Consider the following 17,069-nt stretch of genomic DNA (forward strand, 5'->3'; position numbering starts at 1 on the left):
TCGACGGGCCGGCCTGCCGGAACGGGCCCTGTCCACAAGCCGGAACAAAGCGGAAGTGGTGGTTCCCACAGGCCCGCCCGGACTTTTCGCCGGGCTGGCACACTTGCCGGGCAAGACGCGAAAGGGTTGTGCGAGGAGATCCACGCGAGGAGATCCAGATGTCCATGGCAGGGAATCTGCGGAAGGTCACCGGGCTGGGCAGGGCCGGCGGGCTGCGCAAGGTGGCGCGGCTGGCGCGGCGGCGGCCGCGCGTGGACCTGAGTCACCCCGCCCGGTCACCGCTGGGTTCGTCGGTGGTGAACTGCGTGACCTATCAGGACGGGGTACGGGTTCCGGGGGGCTCCGATCTGGTGGACGCCGTGGCCAAGGTGCGCAAGAGCGGCGAGGGCTTCGTCTGGCTGGGGCTGCACGAGCCGACGGACGACGAGTTCACCGATGTCGCCCGGCTCTTCGACCTGCATCCGCTGGCGGTGGAGGACGCGGTGGAGGCCCATCAGCGCCCCAAGCTGGAGCGGTACGCGGAGACCTTGTTCACCGTGTTCAAGACCGTCTGCTACGTGGAGCACGAGCAGCTGACGGCGACGAGCGAGGTGGTCGGCACCGGCGAGATCATGGTGTTCGTCGGCGAGGACTTCGTCATCACGGTACGGCACGGCCGGCACGGGTCACTGGGGCCGCTGCGCGAGGAGTTGGAGGCGGATCCGGCGCAGCTCGCCAAGGGGCCGGCGGCGGTGCTGCACGCGATCGCCGACCATGTCGTCGACGAGTACCTGAGCGTCACGGACGCGGTGCAGGCCGACATCGACCAGGTGGAGACGGACGTGTTCTCCGAGGGCGGCGCGCGGGCCGACCCGGGGCGGATCTACCAGCTCAAGCGTGAACTGCTGGAGCTGAAGCGTGCGGTGGTGCCGCTCGGACGTCCGGTCGAGGAGCTGGCGACGCGGCCGATAAGGGCGATCGCCCCCGAGATCCAGGCGTACTTCAGAGATGTGTCCGACCACCTGATGCGGGCCAAGGAGCAGATAGCCGCGTTCGACGAACTGCTCAACTCGATTCTGCAGGCGCACCTGGCACAGGTGACGGTCGCGCAGAACGAGGACATGCGGAAGATCACGGCGTGGGCGGCGGTGGTCGCCGTGCCGACGATGGTGTGCGGCGTCTACGGCATGAACTTCGACCACATGCCGGAGCTGCACTGGCGGTTCGGATATCCGCTCGTCATGGGTGTGATGGCGCTGGCCTGTCTCGCCCTGTACCGCGGCTTCAGGCGCAACGGCTGGCTCTGACCTGGCGGAAGGGACACGGCCCTTCACGGAGCAGGTGCCGGTCCGGCCGGTTCAGCCGTTCCAGGCGGGGTGCCTGGGGTCGTCGGCGCGCACGAGGACGTCTGCGGTGCCGGCGGGATCGGCCTCCGCCGCGTAGCGCTCGAACGCGGAGAGGGTCCAGTGGTCGGGCTCCGGGGTACGGCGGCGCAGGGCGCCCGGGGAGAGGAGGACGTGGACGGTCAGATCGAACGGGAACCAGTGGCGCAGCAGGAGGGGGCCGTGCAGCAGCAGGATTCCACCGGGCGGGAGTTGGACGTACGGACTGCGGGTGGCACGGTCGGTGGCCGGGTCCCACAGGTCGGGCAGGACGCGGCCGCTTCCGCCGGGGTCGAGCGGTCCGAAGACCTCACGCCAGAGGGCGCCGGTGTCGAACCAGCCGCTGTAGTACGACTCTGTGTCCCGTCGGCCGTGCTCCAGCCGGAGGGACGCGGGGCGCAGGAAGCCCTCCGTACCGACGACGAGCGAGGGCCGCCCGCGTACGCGCAGCGCCTCGGCGACGCGGTCGGCGAGGTCGCCCGGACGGGCGGCCGGTGCTCCGTCGAAGGCGGCACGCGGCCGGCTGCCGCCGTCGGCCGGTTCCAGCTCGAGCAGCCGGTCGGCCAGCCGCTCGGCGAGCCGGTCCCAGGTGATCGCTTCGAGTCGCACAGGCCCATGATGCCGGGTGCGGGCCGGCGGTGCGGGAGCGGTGGGCCCGGGCGGGGAAGGAACCATCCATGGCGGTATCTGCAACTCCCCTGATCCCGGGCGGGCTTGTCGTGGTCCAGCCCTTGCGGCGCAAACGCTGTGCCGGGTGCCGGCGTGGCCCGCTGTCGCTGCTCGTACTGGAGGACAACAGGGTGCCGCGCTGTCTGGACTGCGCCGACCTCGGACACCTGATCTTCCTGCCGAGGGGGGACACGGCGCTGACCCGCAGGGCGCGGGAGGAGAGCGCGCTGTGGGCGGTGGTGGTGCGGTTCGACCGGCGCCTGGGCCGCTACGACCGGCGGGGTCTGCTCGTGGAGGAGCCGGCGCTGGCCCGGGCCGAGGCACGCTGCCTGGCGGACGCGGAGGCACGACGCCGGCGGCGGGCCAGGGACGCCCGGCGCCGGGCGGCCGAGGACGAGCGGTTCACGGCGGCGTTCGCGGCGGAGATCGTGCGCCTGTATCCCGGGTGCCCGGCGGAGCGGGCGCGGGCGATCGCGGCGCACGCGTCGGCGCGGGGCAGCGGGAGGGTGGGGCGGAGCGCGGCCGGACGCGCGCTGGCGGAGGGGGCGGTGACCTCGGCGGTCGTCGCCGCCGTACGGCATGTGGACACTCCGTACGACCAGCTGCTGATGAGCGGAGTGGCGCGGTACGAGGCGCGTCGGCGGATCGCTGGGGCCGTCGCCGGCGTGCTGCGGGAGTGGGCCGGGGCCGCCGACGCCGGCTGAGGGTCCGGGGCCCGGCCTCCGCCCGCGCGGGGTCAGGGAACAGGCGGTCGGCGCTCCGCCGCGGAAGGCCGCCGAGAAAGCGCTGTCCGCCACTCTGCGGGGGTACGTACGGGGACGTATCGTGGCCGGAAGGGTGCCGCCCGATGACGCACGGCCCGTCGTACACCCCGTACCCCGGGTACACGTACGCGAGGAACACGACCATGGCCGATCCCAAGGGGTTCATGACCACGCCGCGGCAGGAGTGGCCGCGGCGGCCCGTCGAGGAACGGGTCCGGGACTGGGACGAGGTCTACGTCCCCGGAGCGCTGCTGCCCATCATCAGCAGGCAGGCGGACCGCTGCATGGACTGCGGCGTGCCGTTCTGCCACCAGGCCTGTCCGCTGGGCAACCTCATCCCCGAGTGGAACGACCTGGTCTCCCGGGAGGACTGGCGGGCGGCGAGCGACCGGCTGCACGCGACGAACAACTTCCCCGAGTTCACCGGGCGGCTGTGTCCGGCGCCCTGTGAGGCGGGGTGCGTGCTCGCGATCAACCAGCCGGCGGTCACCATCAAGAACGTCGAGTGCGCGATCGCCGACCGTGCCTGGGAGGACGGTTTCACTCCGCCGCGGCCTCCGGAACGCCTGTCGGGCAGGACCGTCGCGGTGATCGGGTCGGGGCCGACGGGGCTCGCCGCGGCGCAGCAGCTGACCCGGGCCGGTCACACCGTCGCGGTGTACGAGAAGGACGACCGGCTCGGCGGGCTCATGCGCTACGGCATCCCCGAGTTCAAGATGGAGAAGCGGCATCTGGAGCGGCGGCTGGAGCAGATGCGGACCGAGGGGACGAAGTTCCGTACCTCGACGACGGTCGGGCGGGACGTGCCGGCGGACGAGTTGCGTACGCGTTACGACGCGGTGGTGCTGGCCACGGGCGCGACGGCGTGGCGGGAACTTCCGGTGCCGGGGCGGGAGTTGCTCGGGATACACCAGGCGATGGAGTACCTGCCGCTGGCCAACCGGGTGTGCGCGGGGGACCTGGAGGCCTCTCCGCTGTCCGCCGCCGGGAAGCACGTGGTGATCGTGGGCGGCGGGGACACCGGGGCCGACTGCCTGGGCACCGCGGTGCGCGAGGGCGCCGCGTCCGTGAGCCAGCTGGACATCTACGCGCAGCCGGGTGCCGAGCGCGACGAGGACACCGAGCCGTGGCCGGTGTACCCGAAGATCTACCGGCTTTCCGCCGCGCACGAGGAGGCGGGGGAACTGCGGACGGCTCCGGCGGCGGACGCCGACGCCCGGCTGTTCGCGGCGTCGACGCTCCGCTTCGCCGGAGACGACGGCGGGCACGTCCGGTCGCTGCACCTGGTCGAGGTCGACGAGCGGCGACGGCCGCTGCCCGGCACCGGGCGCACCCTGCCCGTGGATCTCGTGCTGCTCGCCCTCGGCTTCTCCGGGCCCGACCGGGAGGACGGGCTCGTCGAGCAGCTGGGACTGGCCATGCAGCCGCGCGGCACGATCGCCCGGGACGAGGGTTTCGCCACCAATGTCGCCGGTGTGTTCGCCGCCGGGGACGCGGCGCGCGGCCAGTCGCTCATCGTGTGGGCGATAGCGGAGGGGCGGGCGGTGGCGGCGGCCGTCGACCACTACCTGACGGGTGGCTCCCGCCTTCCGGCGCCGATATCGGCCTTCGACCGACCGATGACCGCCTAGCCCGGCCGCCCACGCCCGTGCCCGCCACCCACCGCCTGCCGGCGACGGGTCATCGTCAGGTATCTGCCCGGGGGCAGCTCGGCCGGCAGGCGGGACACCAGCTCGTACGCGCCGTCCTCACCGGAGACGAGGTGCAGCAGGGCGCCGAGGGACCAGTCCTGCACGCGCGCGGGATGCGGCCTGCCGGGTCGACCCGGACGGCCGTCGGGTCCCGCCCTGTCATGCGGCACTCCGTGAGCGTCTGACGGGTCGGGAAATCAAGTCGACTTCACAGCAAGGAAAGTGAGTGAGAAGCAATAATCATCAAACGTTCAGGAGAGCAGGAAGTCGGCCACCCCCGCCTTGGCGCCCTCGATGAAGGCGGTCATCTCGTCCGAGGTGTAGATCAGCGCGGGCCCGTCCGGGTCGGTCGACTGGCGTACGGCGATCCGGCCGTCGGCGAGCTTCATCGCCTCCAGGCAGTTCCCGCCGTTGCCGCCGCTCCAGGGCTTGTGCCACCCCTCGCTGCCCAGCTCCCGCGCGGGCATGCCGTTGTAGACGCCGCCGCGCGGCGTGATGCGATCCATTCACAGCTCCTTGCGGAGATCCCGGAGGATCTCCTTCGTGCGTTGTGCCGTGGCGGCCTGCGCCGCCATGCGGTCCATGACCTCCAGGTGGGTCGCCACCTCGGAGCGCGCGTCCAGGTAGACCGCGCCGGTCAGGTACTCGCTGTAGACCATGTCCGGGAGTTCGGGCACGGCGAACCGGAAGAGCACGAAGGGCCCGTACGTCCCCGGGTGCGGCCCGTTGGCGAACGGGGCGACCTGGAGTGTCACGTTGGGCAGCTTCGTGGCCTCGAGCAACTTGTCGATCTGTGCGCGCATCACCTCGGGACCGCCCACCTGCCGTCGCAGGGCGGTCTCGTCCATCACCGCCCAGAAACGCGGGGCGTCGGGGCGGGTGAGCAGGGTCTGGCGCCGCATCCGCAGCGCGACATGGCGCTCGATGTCGTCGGGGCTGGTCTGGCCGATGGCGCCCGACTTCAGCACGCCGCGCGCGTAGTCCTCGGTCTGCAGCAGGCCCGGGACGAAGTGCGGCTCGTAGGAGCGGATGAGGCCGGCCGCGCCCTCGAGGCTGACGTACATCGAGAACCAGCCCGGCAGGATGTCGTGGAACCGCTGCCACCATCCCGGCCGGTTGGCCTCCTCGGCGAGCAGGACGAAGAGTTCGGCCTCTTCGTCGGGAACGCCGTAGGCCTTCAGCAGCAGTTGCAGGTACGGGATCTTGAGGGCGACCTCGGCCATCTCCATCCGGCGGATGGTGGCGGGGGCGACGCGCAGGACGCGAGCGGCCTCCTCGCGCTTCAGCCCGGCGCGTTCCCGCAGGTCCAGCAGGCGCCTGCCGAGGACCACCTGGCCCACGGTCGGCGCGGACCGCGGTTCGCTCACGCTCCACCTCCGGCACGATCCGCCATGACAAAAGATTCCTGACAGCCCTGCGGCGCCATTCGAAGACTCGTTCGAGGATCCGCTGGATCGCCGATGGTCCCAATTGGCGCCGCTCGAGGTGCTGTTGCGAGCAGTGTGCCACGGCCGCCGACCGAGTCACACAGCACTCTGCATTTTTCAGAGTGACACTTGCCAAGTGTTCACGCCGGGGAGATAGTGGCAAGCGTGATTCCGTCCCCGCCCTTAGGAACAGACGCCGCCGCGGACCCTCTGTGTCTCGGTGCCGATGGGGGTTCCCCCGCTCGAACAGGTTCGAGTACGGGTGGGACGGCGACACGTGACGGGAGTGCCGACGGCCGCCGGTTCCGCTTCGAGCTGGCCGCGCACCCCGGTTCCGCCGCGCAGGCCAGGCGGGTGGCGCGTGCCCGGCTGACCGGCTGGTCGGTGTGCGAGGACACCTGCGACACCGCGGCCCTGGTCATATCCGAGCTGGTCACCAACGCGATCGTGCACACCGCGAGCAGCCGTGTCGTGTGCGAGCTGCACGACCACGACGACACGGTGCGCATAGCCGTGCACGACGAGGGCTGCGCTCCCGGCGAGCCCCACCCCTCCCCGCAGCGGCCCGACGAGGAGCACGGGAGGGGACTGCTCCTGGTGGACGCGCTGTGCCGGGCCTGGGGTGCCCAGGAACGCGGGCCCGGACTGCTGGTCTGGGCCGAGCTGGCCCGGCAGACCGACGCGGCCCACGACACCGCCGAACCGCGCAACGACCTGGGCTGGGGCACCCGCCCCAAGCCCGGCGGTCCGCCGCCCGTCCCCGGCGACGAGGAGGAGGCGCAGGCCCGGCACCGGACGCCCGCGCAGCAGCGCCGGTCGTGGGGGCACCAGTGAACGCCACCGACGAGTGCGGCCCGCCGCTCGGCCTGAACACCCTGGTCCGTCTCGGACGCCACCGGCAGATTCCGGCCCAGGTCCGCCGCCCGGCGGTCCCCGACGGCATGACGGCCCCGCTCGGCTGTGACGCCGTCGCCGTACCGGACCGCCTCGGACCACTGATCGTGCCGCGGCTGCCCCGGGTGGGCTGCGTGTACGCCGACGGGGCGCACTGGTGGTGGATCGTCCCGTCCGACTCCGACTACGCCCTCCCCTGGCCCGCCCCCGCCCACTACGCTCCCGGCGCCCCCGTCCCCGTCACCGCCCGCCTGATCCACCGCCCCGAGGGGACGGTCCCCTACACCCCGCCGATCCCGCTGTACCTGGCCCTGTGCCGGGTGACCGGCACGACCCCGGACTGGTCCCGAGCCGTCTCGGCGTGACGGCTCGGGCGCCCCGACGCGACCGGGGACCCGGCGCGACCCGCGGTGTGACGCCACCCCGGAGCCTGACGCGGCCCGGCTCCGGCGTTCCGCCGCCCCGCGCCACGCATCCCGCCGCCCCACCCCCGCAACGCGTCCCGCACCCCCCGCGCCGAGCCACCGCTCCCCCGCCCGCGCTCCCCGCGCGCCCCAGGCACCCCCGCTCGCGCCCTGCCCCGCCACCGCTCCGGCAGCGATAGTGGGCGTGCCCGTCCGGCCATGGCCCAGGCGGGCCGCACGGTGCGCCCGGCGGAGGTCCACGGTGAGCCGGGAGCGGTTCATGGCGACCCCGGGGGAGGTTCCTGGTGCGGAAGAGGCGTGCGACGGCCGGTCCTGAGGTCTCGGCGTCGGAGGGGCTGCTGTTCGGCGGGCCGCTGCGCTACGACATGGGGTGGAACAAGCACGCCGACGCCTTCCTGGAGCTGGGCTTCCGGGCGATGGTGGTCCGGCTGCCAGGCATGCTGGCCTCCAGCCTGCGGCTGGCCCGGCAGGCGGATCCGGCGGCCGCGCGGACCGTGCTGGCCGCCGAGGCGGCCCGGGGCGTGGCCCAGGCGGTCAGTCTGCTGGCCGTGAACAGCGCCCTCGGCCGGCTGCTGGCCGGGACGGACATCGAGCGGCGGCTGCGCGACGCCGTGCCCGCCCTGGCCGTCGTGGCCGCCATGATGCTGGTCGCGGCGCTGCTGCGGGCGGCCTCCACCTATGCCACCGGACGGCTGGAACCCAAGGTGGAACGGGTGGCGACCGAGCTGTACCTGGAGCGGTCGGCCAACGTGGAACTGGCCGCGATCGAGGACCACGCCTTCCACAAACTGCTGGACACCGCCCGGTACGGCGCCCAGTCCGCCCGCCGCATGATCATGTACGGGGCCCGGGTGATCAACGCGGTGATCTCCCTGGTCGCCGCGGCCGGTGTGCTCACCGTGCTGCATCCGGCCCTGCTCCCGCTGCTGGTCACCATGACCCTGCCCAGCGCCTGGGGCGCCCTGACCAACGCCCGCCGCCGCTACGAGTCCTTCCACGTCTGGGTGCAGCACTCCCGCGCCGGCCACCTGATCGGCCACCTGCTCACCGAACCCGCCGCCGCCCCGGAGATCCGGGTGCACGGCGTCGGCCCGTTCCTGCTGCGGCACTACCGGTCCATGTCGGAGTCCGCGGAGGCCGAACAGGCCCGGCTGTCCCGGCTGGCCGCCCGGACCGGCCTGATCGCGGCCGCCTGGACTGGCCTGGCGACCGTCGCGACGTACGCCACTCTGGGCGCGCTGCTGCTGACCGGCGCGATGGCGCTGGCGGTGGCCGGCACCGCGGTGATCGCGATCCGCACCGGGGCGGCGAGCCTGGACACTCTGGTGCTCCAGATCAACGAGCTGCACGAGGAGGCCCTGTTCGTGGGCGATCTGCAGCGGCTGTACACAGAGGGAGCGGAACGTGCCATCCCGGCCGGCGGCGCGCCGCTGCCCGAGGAACCCGAGGAGATCCGGTTCGAGCACGTCACGTTCAGCTACCCGGGTGACGGAACCCGCCCTGCCCTCGACGACGTGTCCCTCAGCTTCCCCCTCGGCCGGATCATCGCGCTCGTCGGTGAGAACGGTTCGGGCAAGACGACCCTCGTCAAGCTGCTGGCCGGGCTCTACACCCCCGACCGGGGCCGGATCCTGTGGGACGGCGTCGACGCGGCGGACGCCGACCGGCGGCTGCTCGCCGAGCGCGTCGCGATGGTGGCGCAGGACTTCAAGCGCTGGCCGTTCACCGCCCGGGTGAACGTGGCCATCGGCCGTGCCTCCGCTCCCCTGACCGAGGAGCGCCTGGCCTCGGCGCTCGCCGAGGCGGGCGCCGAGGACGTGGTCGAAGGGCTGCCGCGTGGACTGGACACCCTGCTCGCCCGCGAGTTCAGCGGCGGCCACGAGCTGTCGGGCGGCCAATGGCAGCGCCTCGGCATCGCCCGGGCCGCGTACCGGCGCGGGCGGATCCTGATCGTGGACGAACCGACGGCGGCGCTGGACGCGCGGGCCGAGCTGGAGGTGTTCGAGAAGATCAGGGCGCTGGCGGGCAGCGGTCAGACCGTCGTGCTGATCACCCACCGGCTGGCCTCGGTCCGCCACGCCGACCTGGTGCACGTACTGGAGCACGGACGGCTGGTGGAGTCCGGCACCCCGGAGGAACTGCTGACCAGGGGCGGTGTCTACGCGGAGCTGTACGCGCTGCAGGCCGAGCAGTTCACGGCGAGGGTACCGGCCCCGAAACCGGCCTGAAGGGCCTCACCGGGCGCCGTCGCCGCCCCGCACGATCACCAGGAACGTGTCCGTCGCCAGGTCCATCACGACCTCGGCGGGCAGGCCTTCGAGGCGTCGCGCGTGCGCGAACTCCTCCGCGGGCCACGATCCCCGCGGGCCACCGGCGGGAAAGCGTTCGAGCACCGTTCGCCCGTTCACCATCTCGCACCTCCAGAAAGCGTCGACTCGTAGGAGTTAACGCTCTGAGGAGGGCGAACGCCTCGCCCAGTGACCCGACTGAGACAATGTTGACACCCGTTCAGCGCGGATCGTGAGGGTCCGTGCACCTTGCGACACGAACCGTACGTTCGGCGACGGGTTCGGAGCTTTACGTGTCAGTCCCTCGCGTCGCGCCGGTCGTCGTGCCTGCCGCGTCCCCGGATCCCCGGCCCGGTCAGTCCGCGTACTCGTCGTGGTACCGGAGCCGGTCGCTGCCCAGCGGGTTGCGGCCGAGCGCTGTCAGGTCGAGCAGGCCCGCGGTGGTGCCCAGCGTGTCCAGACCGTCGTCGTGGACGGAGTAGGTGTGGAAGACGCGGTCCCGGTCCCGCAGGAAGCAGCTGAGCCCCGGCCGCTCGACGAGTTCACCGGCCCGCTCCACGGTCGCCTCGAAGTCGCGGTTGAACTCGCCGTGGCAGGAGGAGTACCAGGGCACCGCCCAGCCCATCCGCGCCTTGAACGGCAGGATCCGGGTGAAGGGCGCCCGGGAGACCGCCGCGAACGAGGTGTCGCGGGCGTGCAGATGGGCGAGGTGACCGACCTGGTCGAGGAAGGCCGCGCAGCAGGGACAGCCTGCCTGCCACTCCGGGGCGAACATGAAATGGTGGACGACGAGTTGGGTCCGGCCCTCGAAGAGGTCGAGGAGGGTGGCCTTGCCGTCGCCGCCCTCGAACACGTACTCCGGGTCGGCCTCCACCATGGGCAGCCGCCGCCGCTCGGCGCTCAGCACCTCCCACGCCCTGCGGACCGCCTCCTCCTTGAGCAGCAACGCCTCCCGTGCGGCGCGCCACCGCTCGCGCGAGACGATCTCCGGAAGCGACATGGGCCCTCCTGTCCTACGGCCTGTACCAAGTCGGTTCCGGGTGGTGACCGCGAACGGATGCGGAACTCATCGGTGCCCGCCAAGATTTTTCCGGGACCGGCCCGGCTCACCGGGAAACACATCCGGACAGGCGGTCCGAGAGACCCGGCGAGGAGGCAGGCGCCTCGTGCACACGAACCTGCCGGGCGGCGGCTACGCGGCGACGGGCCGCACGGCCCACGCCTCGCGCCGCTCCAGCTCGTCGAGCAGGTCCCGCAGCACCCCGGTGTGCTCAGGGGTGAGCCGTCCGGTGTCGTCGAGGTGCACCGCGCAGGCGGTGGTCGTGTCGACGAGGCGTTCCAGGACGACGGCGACGGAGTCCGTGCCCTCGGTGTGCCGGGCCAGGGCGGGCAGCTCGGCGGCGGCGACCGCGATCGCGGTACGGGCCTCGGCGAGGGTGCGGTACGCCTCGCGGCGCAGCGCCCACCGTTCGGCGCGGTCGCCGGACTCGCTCAGCACGTGCACCAGGTAGGCGTGCGCGGCACTCGCGGCGGTGTCGAGCCGGGCCCGTACCCCGCCACCCCGCTTGCCGGACATCGGCAGGTGCCCGACGATCAGCACGATCGCGCAGGCCAGCAGCGTCTCGGCGATGCGGCTCAGCGATGCCTGCGGCTCGCCGCCGATCATGACCAGGGCGAGCACCAACGGGGTGATGACGGCGGTCAGCGCGGCGAAGTTCCGGGTGGACAGCGGTACGAGCGCCCCGCACACCGTCACCAGGACGACCAGGCCCTCCGGCCTGGGCAGCAGCGCGGCGAGCCCGGCGAAGACGAGGGCGCCGAGCACGGTCCCGGCGGCCCGGCACAGCACCCGGGAGGCGAGCGGCCCGAGATCGGGCTTGACCAGGAAGACGGTCGTGGCGGGCAGCCAGTACCAGTGCTGGTGCTGCCCGTACCAGCGGGCGTCGTGCAGGGCCTGGGCGACGGCCGCGCTCGCCCCGAAGCAGACCGCGACACGCAGCCCGTACTCCCGGCCGCCGGTACCGAACACGGCCCGGACGACGTCCCTGGCGCTCCGCCGCCTGGCGGGCAGCCGCTGCTCGGCGTCCCCGGCCGGGTCGAAAGCCTCGGCGGCACGCAGCAGGGCGTCGTCGAGGGCGCGCAGAGCGGGCGCCGACCGGCTGGGCGCGGGCAGCGGACCGGTGCCGGTGTTGCCGCGGACGGCGGCGGCGAGCCGCCGGGGGCCCTCGGCCGCCCGGGCGGAGAGCGGCTCGCCCGCCCAGGCCAGGGCGGTGGCGGCCTCGGCCAGGGGCAGCGCGGCGGTGAACTGGGCGTGCAGCCGGCGCTCGGCGGCGGAACTGGCGCGGCGGCGCAGCCGGGGTCCGGCGAGGGCGTCCTGGGCGTGGTCGAGGGCGGCGGTGAGCGCGGCCCGCCGGGCCATGGCACTCCCGCCGCCCACGGCGTCGAGCAGCGCGGCGATGGCGTCGTACACGTCGGCGACGGCCGACCGCTCGCCGTCGAACCGGAAGTCACCGGCGAGAGAGCCCGGCGTGGGCAGGGCCAGGCGCAGCAGAAGCAGCCAGCCCGCTCCGGCGAGGAAGGCCAGGCCCTGCTGCCGGCCGTCACCGGCCGCCGGCGTGCCGGCGCCGATCGCGGCGGTGACGAGCAGCTGGGTGCCGGCGGCGGAGGCGACCGGCCCCACGGCGCTGATGCCACCGGCGGCCAGTCCGAGCACCGTGAGGAGCAGGGTCAGCGGCACCGCGGACAGCCGCTGCCCGGCATACGTGCCCACGAGCAGCCCGACCGTCCCGGCCAGCGCGGGCACCCCGAGCCGCTTCACGGAGGCCCGCCTGCTGCCGGGCCGGTCGTTGATGCCGGCGAGCATCGCGGCGATGGCGGCGATCACGCCCAGCGGAGTCCGGTCCGCGAGCATCCCGGCGAGCAGCAGCGGCCCGGCGGCGAGCGCGCCCCGGGTCAGCGCGCTCCACGGGACGGGTCCGCGCTGAGTGCGCAGGGCATGCGCGAGCCAGGGCGGCAGTGACAGTGCGGCGGGGCGCGACACGGGGCTCCTGTCCATACGAGGGCGGGTTGGGCCTTCGGACGACAGTGGCCGAGCGGTGAGGTGCGGTTCCCAGGATAAGGGGGGTGCCCCGAAAGCCCGGAACCATAACGTTTCGGCGCAGTGAAACCTGCCCGGATCACGGTGCTTCTTTATGAACGCGACTCGGTCGGGGACGGGTCCGGTCGAGGGCTGTAGGGCCGGTCGAGGGCTGCGGGTCCGGTCGAGGGCTGTGGGGCCGGTGGGGGGAGGCTGTCGACGAGGCGGCGACGGCACTCGCCTTGCCGCGGCCGCCGCTCGGGCTCGCCGCGGCCGTCGTGCGACCCTTCCGTCGTCGCGGAAATTCGGGTGCGCGGGACCGGGTGGCCCTCCGATGATCGGGAGGTTGTCCGCCCACCATTTTCAGGAGCCGCCATGATCCGGCGAGTGACCTCCCCCGCGCTGTTCCCGCCGCCCACCTACTCCCATGCCTCCGTCGTCGAGGCCGGCACCAGGCTCGCCTTCCTGGCGGGGGCCGTACCGCTCGACGTGAAGGGTGAGGTGGTCGGTCCCGGGGATCCGGTGCGGCAGGCCGAGCAGGTGATCGCCAACCTGACGGAACAGCTGCGCGCCGTCGGCAGCGGCCTGGAGCACGTGCTGCAGACGGAGGTGTACGTCGTCAGCGGTGAGCCGTCCGTGCTGTCCGCGGTGTGGGAGGTGGTGGAGGCCTCGGGGCTGAGCCGCGGGCCGCACTCCTCGACGCTGCTCGGTGTCGCCTGCCTCGGTTACACCGGGCAACTGGTGGAGATAACGGCGACGGCCGTCGTACCGGACGCGGGAGCGGACCGATGACGTCCGGGGACGGGATCGTGCTGCGACGGGCGGTGGCGGCCGACGCGGGAGCGGACCGATGACGTCCGGGGACGGGATCGTGCTGCGGCGGGCGGTGGCGGCCGACGCGGGAGCGGCCGCCGACGTCTGGCTGCGCTCCTTCGCCGCCGCCCTGCCCACGGTCGTCCGGCCCCGCACCGACGACGACGTACGGGGGTACTTCCGCGACGTGGTGGTCCCGCTGCGGGAGACCTGGGTCGCCGAGGAGACGGCGGGCGGGACCGGGATCGTCGGCGTGATGGTCCTGAACGGCACTCTGCTGTCCCAGCTCTACCTGGATCCCGATTGGCGGGGGCGCGGTGTCGGGGACCGGTTCGTCGCCCTCGCCAAGGAGCGCAGTCCGCAGGAGCTGACCCTGTGGACCTTCCAGGTCAACAAGCCCGCGCACCGCTTCTACGAACGGCACGGATTCGTCGCCGTGGAGCACACGGACGGCAGCGGCAACGAGGAGCGGGAACCGGACGTGCGGTACGCGTGGCGGCCCTGAGCGCGGGCTGCCGCCGGCCGGCCCCGGAAGGCCCTGTCCCGGGGGCGCGCGACGCGCGGCCGGGAGCGGGGGGCGGGAAACCGTGAGCCGGAAGGGCGGGAGCCGGAAGCCGGCAGCCCGAAGGCAGGGAGCTGGGGAAACCCGGTTACGGCAGCCCGGCCGTGTCCGCTGCCGTGCGCAGCACCTCTCGCAGCATCTCGGCGGTGAGCCGGCCGGTGAAGGTGTTGCGCTGGCTGACATGGAAGCAGCCGAAGACGTCGAGATCGCCGAGGGCGACCCGGGCGCCGTGGGCGAACGCGGGACGCGGCCGCGGCACCGGCCAGCCCGCCTCGGCGAACGCGGGCAGCGCGGCCTGCCAGCCGAAGGCGCCGAGCACGACGGCGGCCCTGACCGTCGGCCGGAGCAGCCGCAGCTCCTGCACCAGCCAGGGGCGGCAGGCGTCGCGCTCGGCGGGGGTGGGCTTGTTGGCGGGCGGGGCACAGTGCACGGGTGCGGTGACGCGCACCCCGTACAGCTCCAGGCCGTCCCCGGCCCGCACGGAGGTGGGCTGCGAGGCGAGGCCCACGTCGTACAGCGCCTGGTACAGCACGTCGCCGGAGCGGTCACCGGTGAACATCCGGCCGGTGCGGTTGCCTCCGTGTGCCGCGGGGGCGAGCCCGATGATCACGAGCCGGGCGTCGGGCGGCCCGAAGCCGGGCACCGGCCGCCCCCAGTACGTCCAGTCGGCGAACGCGGCCCGTTTGGTCCGGGCCACCTCCTCACGCCACTCGACGAGCCGGGGGCAGGCCCGGCACTCCGCGACGCGCCGGTCGAGCCGGGCCAGGTCGCTGCTGTCGTCCATGCCGCCACCGTATGCCCGCCCTGTTCACCTGCCCCGCGTCGGCTGTGCGGGGGCCGCTCCGGGGAACCTGCGCACTGTGCCGACCGGGGAGGCATGGTGTTCCTGGTGGGAGCCGCCGGTGGAAAAACCCGCCCGGCCTCCCCTGTCCGGGGAGTTAGGGTCAGGACATGGCTTCCGAGGATGCGGACGAGAACGTGCACCGTGACAGCGGCGGGTCCGGCGAACCGGCCCCTGTCCGTGATGCCGAGGGCTCCGAGGCCGCGCAGTCCCAGCCGCTCGATCCCAAGGTCGCCGCGGCGGTGGCCGCCGCCGAGGCGGCCGGGCCGGGGAAGGGCGAGACCGTTCGGATCGACAGCTGGATCTGGGCCGTCCGTCTGATCAAGACCCGCTCCCTGGGCGCCACGGCCTGTCGTGGCGGGCACGTGCACGTCAACGGCGAGCGCGTGAAGCCCGCCTACTCCGTGCGCGTCGGCGACGAGGTGCGTCTGCGGCACGAGGGCCGGGAACGCGTCGTGATCGTCAAGCGGCTGATCCGCAAGCGCGTCGGCGCCCCGGTGGCCGTCCAGTGCTTCATCGACAACTCCCCGCCTCCGCCGCCCCGCGAGGCCGTGGCTCCGGCCGGCCTCCGCGACCGCGGCACCGGCCGCCCCACCAAACGGGACCGCCGCGAGCTGGAACGGCTGCGCGGATCGGGCGGACTCGGCGGCCCGGGTGCACCGGGCGGGCTGGGTGGTCCGGCTGCGCCCGGTGGGCCGGGTACACCCGGCGCGCCGGGACGAGCCCAAGGCCCCGGAGGGCGCGGCAGAGCGGGCGGGACCGGGGGCTCGGGCGGGCGTTCACGGGGGCGGTGAGTTCCCTCCCCCGGGGGCCCTCCCCCACCCCCTCCCCTCCCCCGTTCGTTTTCGGTCCGCTGCCACACCTCGGCCCGCGTCGCGCTCATCGCCTCGCGTCGCTCCGCATCGCAGCGCGTCGCCACACCGCCTTGCGTCGCGCACATCCCCTCCCGTGGCACGCGCCGCCCCGGCCGCTCGCCGGGGCCGCCGGTCGTGTCCCGCTCGGGTCAGGCCCGGTGTCCCGCGCCCCGCAGCAGCGCCAGCAGGTCCCTGTTGTGGGAGCGGCGGGCCCAGGCGATCAGCGCGAGCGGGACGATCAGGATCAGCGGGGTCGCCGCGTACTGACCGTTGAAGACGGTGAGCTGGACGATGAACGCGCCCACCATCAGCGCGCTCAGTGCCATCGCCGCCACCGACTGCAGAACCGGCACCAGCAGTGCTACGGCGCCCGCCAGTTCGAGTGCGCCGATGGCGTACATGCCCGCGCTGCCCCAGCCCATCTTGTCGAAGGACTCCACGGCCGACGGGTGAGCGATCAGCTTGGGCAGCGCGCTCGCGATCCCGAAGAACAGGGCCAGCAGCACCTGCACCGAGCGCAGCGCGATCCGGGCGAGGCGACCGCGGGCGGTCGGGGAGCCACCGGTGGTGACGGGGGCGGTGGTGACGGGGGCGGTGGTCTCGGACATGGTGGTCTCCAGGGGGAAGCGGTCCCGGTTGCTGTCACAGAGGTAGACCAGCCCCCGCCCGAGAACTCATCGGTCGTGTGCCACCGGTACCGCCCTCACCCAGGTCCGGTCCCCGGTGAGATAGGTGTCCACCTCCAGTCCCGCTTCCGCCAGGGCCTGCTCGAACTGCTCCTTGGTCAGGGGCCGGCTCCGGAACGTCTGCGTCCAGACCGCGTCCGGGAACACGTACTCGGCGCGCACCGAACGCACCCCGTCACCGACGGGCTCGTCCGACGCGATGCGCACGGTGAAGCCGCTCGGGTCGACCCGTTCTCTCGGTACGTCGGTGTGGTAGTCCTCGCCCTCCCGCTGGATGAGCACGCAGCCGTCTTCCGCGACATGCCGGACACAGGTGCGCAGCAGGCCCCGGCGCACCTCGATGTCGCCGGCGTGCACGAGGAACGAGGCGAGCATCACCACGTCGAACTTCTCGTCCAGATCGAGCTTTTCGATGGGGCCGCATATGGTGCGTGCCCCGCGGACTCGGGTGAGCATCTCGGCGGACTCGTCCACGGCGGTGACCGTGAAGCCGCGTTCGAGGAGGGCGTGGGTCACCCGGCCCACTGCGCTGCCCAGTTCGAGGATGTGTGCCCCGGCGGGCACGGCGTTGGCGATGACGTCCGGTTCGCCGCCGACGGGGAGCCGTGTGTAGAGCTCGACCGCGCACCCGTCCGGGGTGATCGCACCGGGTCCTGTTCCCTCGTGTCCCTCACGCATTTCGACCGTCATGCCGGGACAACGGGTGGGGTGGGAGGGG

At 73.3% G+C, this 17,069-nt stretch carries 19 protein-coding genes; 9 read left to right on the forward strand and 10 right to left on the reverse strand.

Going from position 1 to position 17,069, the window contains the following annotated elements; all coding sequences use genetic code 11:
- Positions 1-158 precede the first annotated feature (158 nt).
- On the forward strand, positions 159-1,286 hold the full coding sequence (locus ACWCPN_RS18210; protein ID WP_451207085.1) for a magnesium and cobalt transport protein CorA: 1,128 nt from the start codon (positions 159-161) through the stop codon (positions 1,284-1,286).
- A 51-nt stretch (positions 1,287-1,337) separates the two neighbouring features.
- On the opposite strand, the gene ACWCPN_RS18215 is transcribed toward ACWCPN_RS18210, so the two are convergent.
- Positions 1,338-1,970: a uridine kinase gene (locus ACWCPN_RS18215; RefSeq protein WP_451207088.1), complete on the reverse strand. Its 633-nt coding sequence runs from the start codon at positions 1,968-1,970 to the stop codon at positions 1,338-1,340.
- Between the two features lie 68 nt (positions 1,971-2,038).
- Here ACWCPN_RS18215 and ACWCPN_RS18220 point away from each other — a divergent pair, with 68 nt between their 5' ends.
- Complete coding sequence (locus tag ACWCPN_RS18220) at positions 2,039-2,734, forward strand: DUF2293 domain-containing protein (protein ID WP_451207091.1); 696 nt, start codon at positions 2,039-2,041, stop codon at positions 2,732-2,734.
- Positions 2,735-2,937: 203 nt separating this feature from the next.
- On the forward strand, positions 2,938-4,425 hold the full coding sequence (locus ACWCPN_RS18225; protein WP_451207093.1) for a glutamate synthase subunit beta: 1,488 nt from the start codon (positions 2,938-2,940) through the stop codon (positions 4,423-4,425).
- Here the strand turns inward: ACWCPN_RS18225 and ACWCPN_RS18230 are convergent.
- The 3 genes from ACWCPN_RS18230 to ACWCPN_RS18240 all read right to left on the reverse strand — a co-directional run bounded on the left by ACWCPN_RS18230 (position 4,422) and on the right by ACWCPN_RS18240 (position 5,852).
- Positions 4,422-4,589 carry a hypothetical protein gene (locus tag ACWCPN_RS18230; RefSeq protein ID WP_451207096.1) on the reverse strand — a complete coding sequence of 56 codons (168 nt, stop codon included), beginning with the start codon at positions 4,587-4,589 and terminating at the stop codon, positions 4,422-4,424. The genes ACWCPN_RS18225 and ACWCPN_RS18230 overlap by 4 nt on opposite strands.
- 147 nt (positions 4,590-4,736) lie before the next feature.
- Complete coding sequence (locus tag ACWCPN_RS18235; protein ID WP_199210141.1) at positions 4,737-4,991, reverse strand: DUF397 domain-containing protein; 255 nt, start codon at positions 4,989-4,991, stop codon at positions 4,737-4,739.
- Positions 4,992-5,852, reverse strand: coding sequence for a helix-turn-helix domain-containing protein (locus ACWCPN_RS18240; protein WP_199210142.1), 861 nt, complete (start codon positions 5,850-5,852; stop codon positions 4,992-4,994).
- 189 nt (positions 5,853-6,041) lie between these two features.
- Between ACWCPN_RS18240 and ACWCPN_RS18245 the strand changes: the two genes are divergently transcribed.
- From ACWCPN_RS18245 to ACWCPN_RS18255, 3 genes are all read left to right on the forward strand, one after another.
- Positions 6,042-6,746 (forward strand): ATP-binding protein, encoded by a 705-nt coding sequence (locus tag ACWCPN_RS18245; RefSeq protein WP_451207100.1) that lies wholly within the window; start codon positions 6,042-6,044, stop codon positions 6,744-6,746.
- Entirely contained in the window at positions 6,743-7,171 is a 429-nt protein-coding gene (locus ACWCPN_RS18250; RefSeq protein WP_451207103.1) for a hypothetical protein, read from the forward strand. Before ACWCPN_RS18245 ends, ACWCPN_RS18250 begins: the two co-directional genes overlap by 4 nt.
- A 425-nt stretch (positions 7,172-7,596) precedes the next feature.
- A complete protein-coding gene (locus ACWCPN_RS18255) occupies positions 7,597-9,459 on the forward strand; it encodes an ABC transporter ATP-binding protein (RefSeq protein ID WP_451207415.1) in 1,863 nt (620 codons plus the stop codon).
- Between the two features lie 6 nt (positions 9,460-9,465).
- Here the strand turns inward: ACWCPN_RS18255 and ACWCPN_RS18260 are convergent, their stop codons facing one another.
- The 3 genes from ACWCPN_RS18260 to ACWCPN_RS18270 form a co-directional block, all read right to left on the reverse strand.
- Positions 9,466-9,642 (reverse strand): hypothetical protein, encoded by a 177-nt coding sequence (locus tag ACWCPN_RS18260; RefSeq protein ID WP_199210143.1) that lies wholly within the window; start codon positions 9,640-9,642, stop codon positions 9,466-9,468.
- A 232-nt stretch (positions 9,643-9,874) separates the two neighbouring features.
- Positions 9,875-10,519 (reverse strand): DUF899 domain-containing protein, encoded by a 645-nt coding sequence (locus ACWCPN_RS18265; protein WP_451207106.1) that lies wholly within the window; start codon positions 10,517-10,519, stop codon positions 9,875-9,877.
- 192 nt (positions 10,520-10,711) lie between these two features.
- Positions 10,712-12,559 carry an FUSC family protein gene (locus tag ACWCPN_RS18270; RefSeq protein ID WP_451207108.1) on the reverse strand — a complete coding sequence of 616 codons (1,848 nt, stop codon included), beginning with the start codon at positions 12,557-12,559 and terminating at the stop codon, positions 10,712-10,714.
- Positions 12,560-12,970: 411 nt separating this feature from the next.
- Here ACWCPN_RS18270 and ACWCPN_RS18275 point away from each other — a divergent pair, with 411 nt between their 5' ends.
- The gene (locus tag ACWCPN_RS18275; protein WP_451207111.1) at positions 12,971-13,387 is read left to right on the forward strand and encodes a RidA family protein; all 417 of its coding nucleotides are present in this window, start codon (positions 12,971-12,973) and stop codon (positions 13,385-13,387) included.
- A 58-nt stretch (positions 13,388-13,445) separates the two neighbouring features.
- A complete protein-coding gene (locus tag ACWCPN_RS18280) occupies positions 13,446-13,913 on the forward strand; it encodes a GNAT family N-acetyltransferase (RefSeq protein WP_451207114.1) in 468 nt (155 codons plus the stop codon).
- 145 nt (positions 13,914-14,058) lie between these two features.
- On the opposite strand, the gene ACWCPN_RS18285 is transcribed toward ACWCPN_RS18280, so the two are convergent.
- Positions 14,059-14,754 (reverse strand): uracil-DNA glycosylase, encoded by a 696-nt coding sequence (locus tag ACWCPN_RS18285; protein ID WP_451207117.1) that lies wholly within the window; start codon positions 14,752-14,754, stop codon positions 14,059-14,061.
- Between the two features lie 167 nt (positions 14,755-14,921).
- On the opposite strand from ACWCPN_RS18285, the gene ACWCPN_RS18290 reads away from it, so the two are divergent.
- On the forward strand, positions 14,922-15,605 hold the full coding sequence (locus ACWCPN_RS18290; protein WP_451207120.1) for an RNA-binding S4 domain-containing protein: 684 nt from the start codon (positions 14,922-14,924) through the stop codon (positions 15,603-15,605).
- A 209-nt stretch (positions 15,606-15,814) separates the two neighbouring features.
- Here ACWCPN_RS18290 and ACWCPN_RS18295 read toward each other — a convergent pair whose 3' ends face one another.
- A complete protein-coding gene (locus tag ACWCPN_RS18295) occupies positions 15,815-16,273 on the reverse strand; it encodes a DoxX family protein (RefSeq protein ID WP_451207124.1) in 459 nt (152 codons plus the stop codon).
- A 66-nt stretch (positions 16,274-16,339) separates the two neighbouring features.
- A complete protein-coding gene (locus tag ACWCPN_RS18300; protein ID WP_451207127.1) occupies positions 16,340-17,041 on the reverse strand; it encodes a class I SAM-dependent methyltransferase in 702 nt (233 codons plus the stop codon).
- Positions 17,042-17,069 lie beyond the last annotated feature (28 nt).

Source organism: Streptomyces sp. NPDC002386 (genome assembly GCF_053593175.1).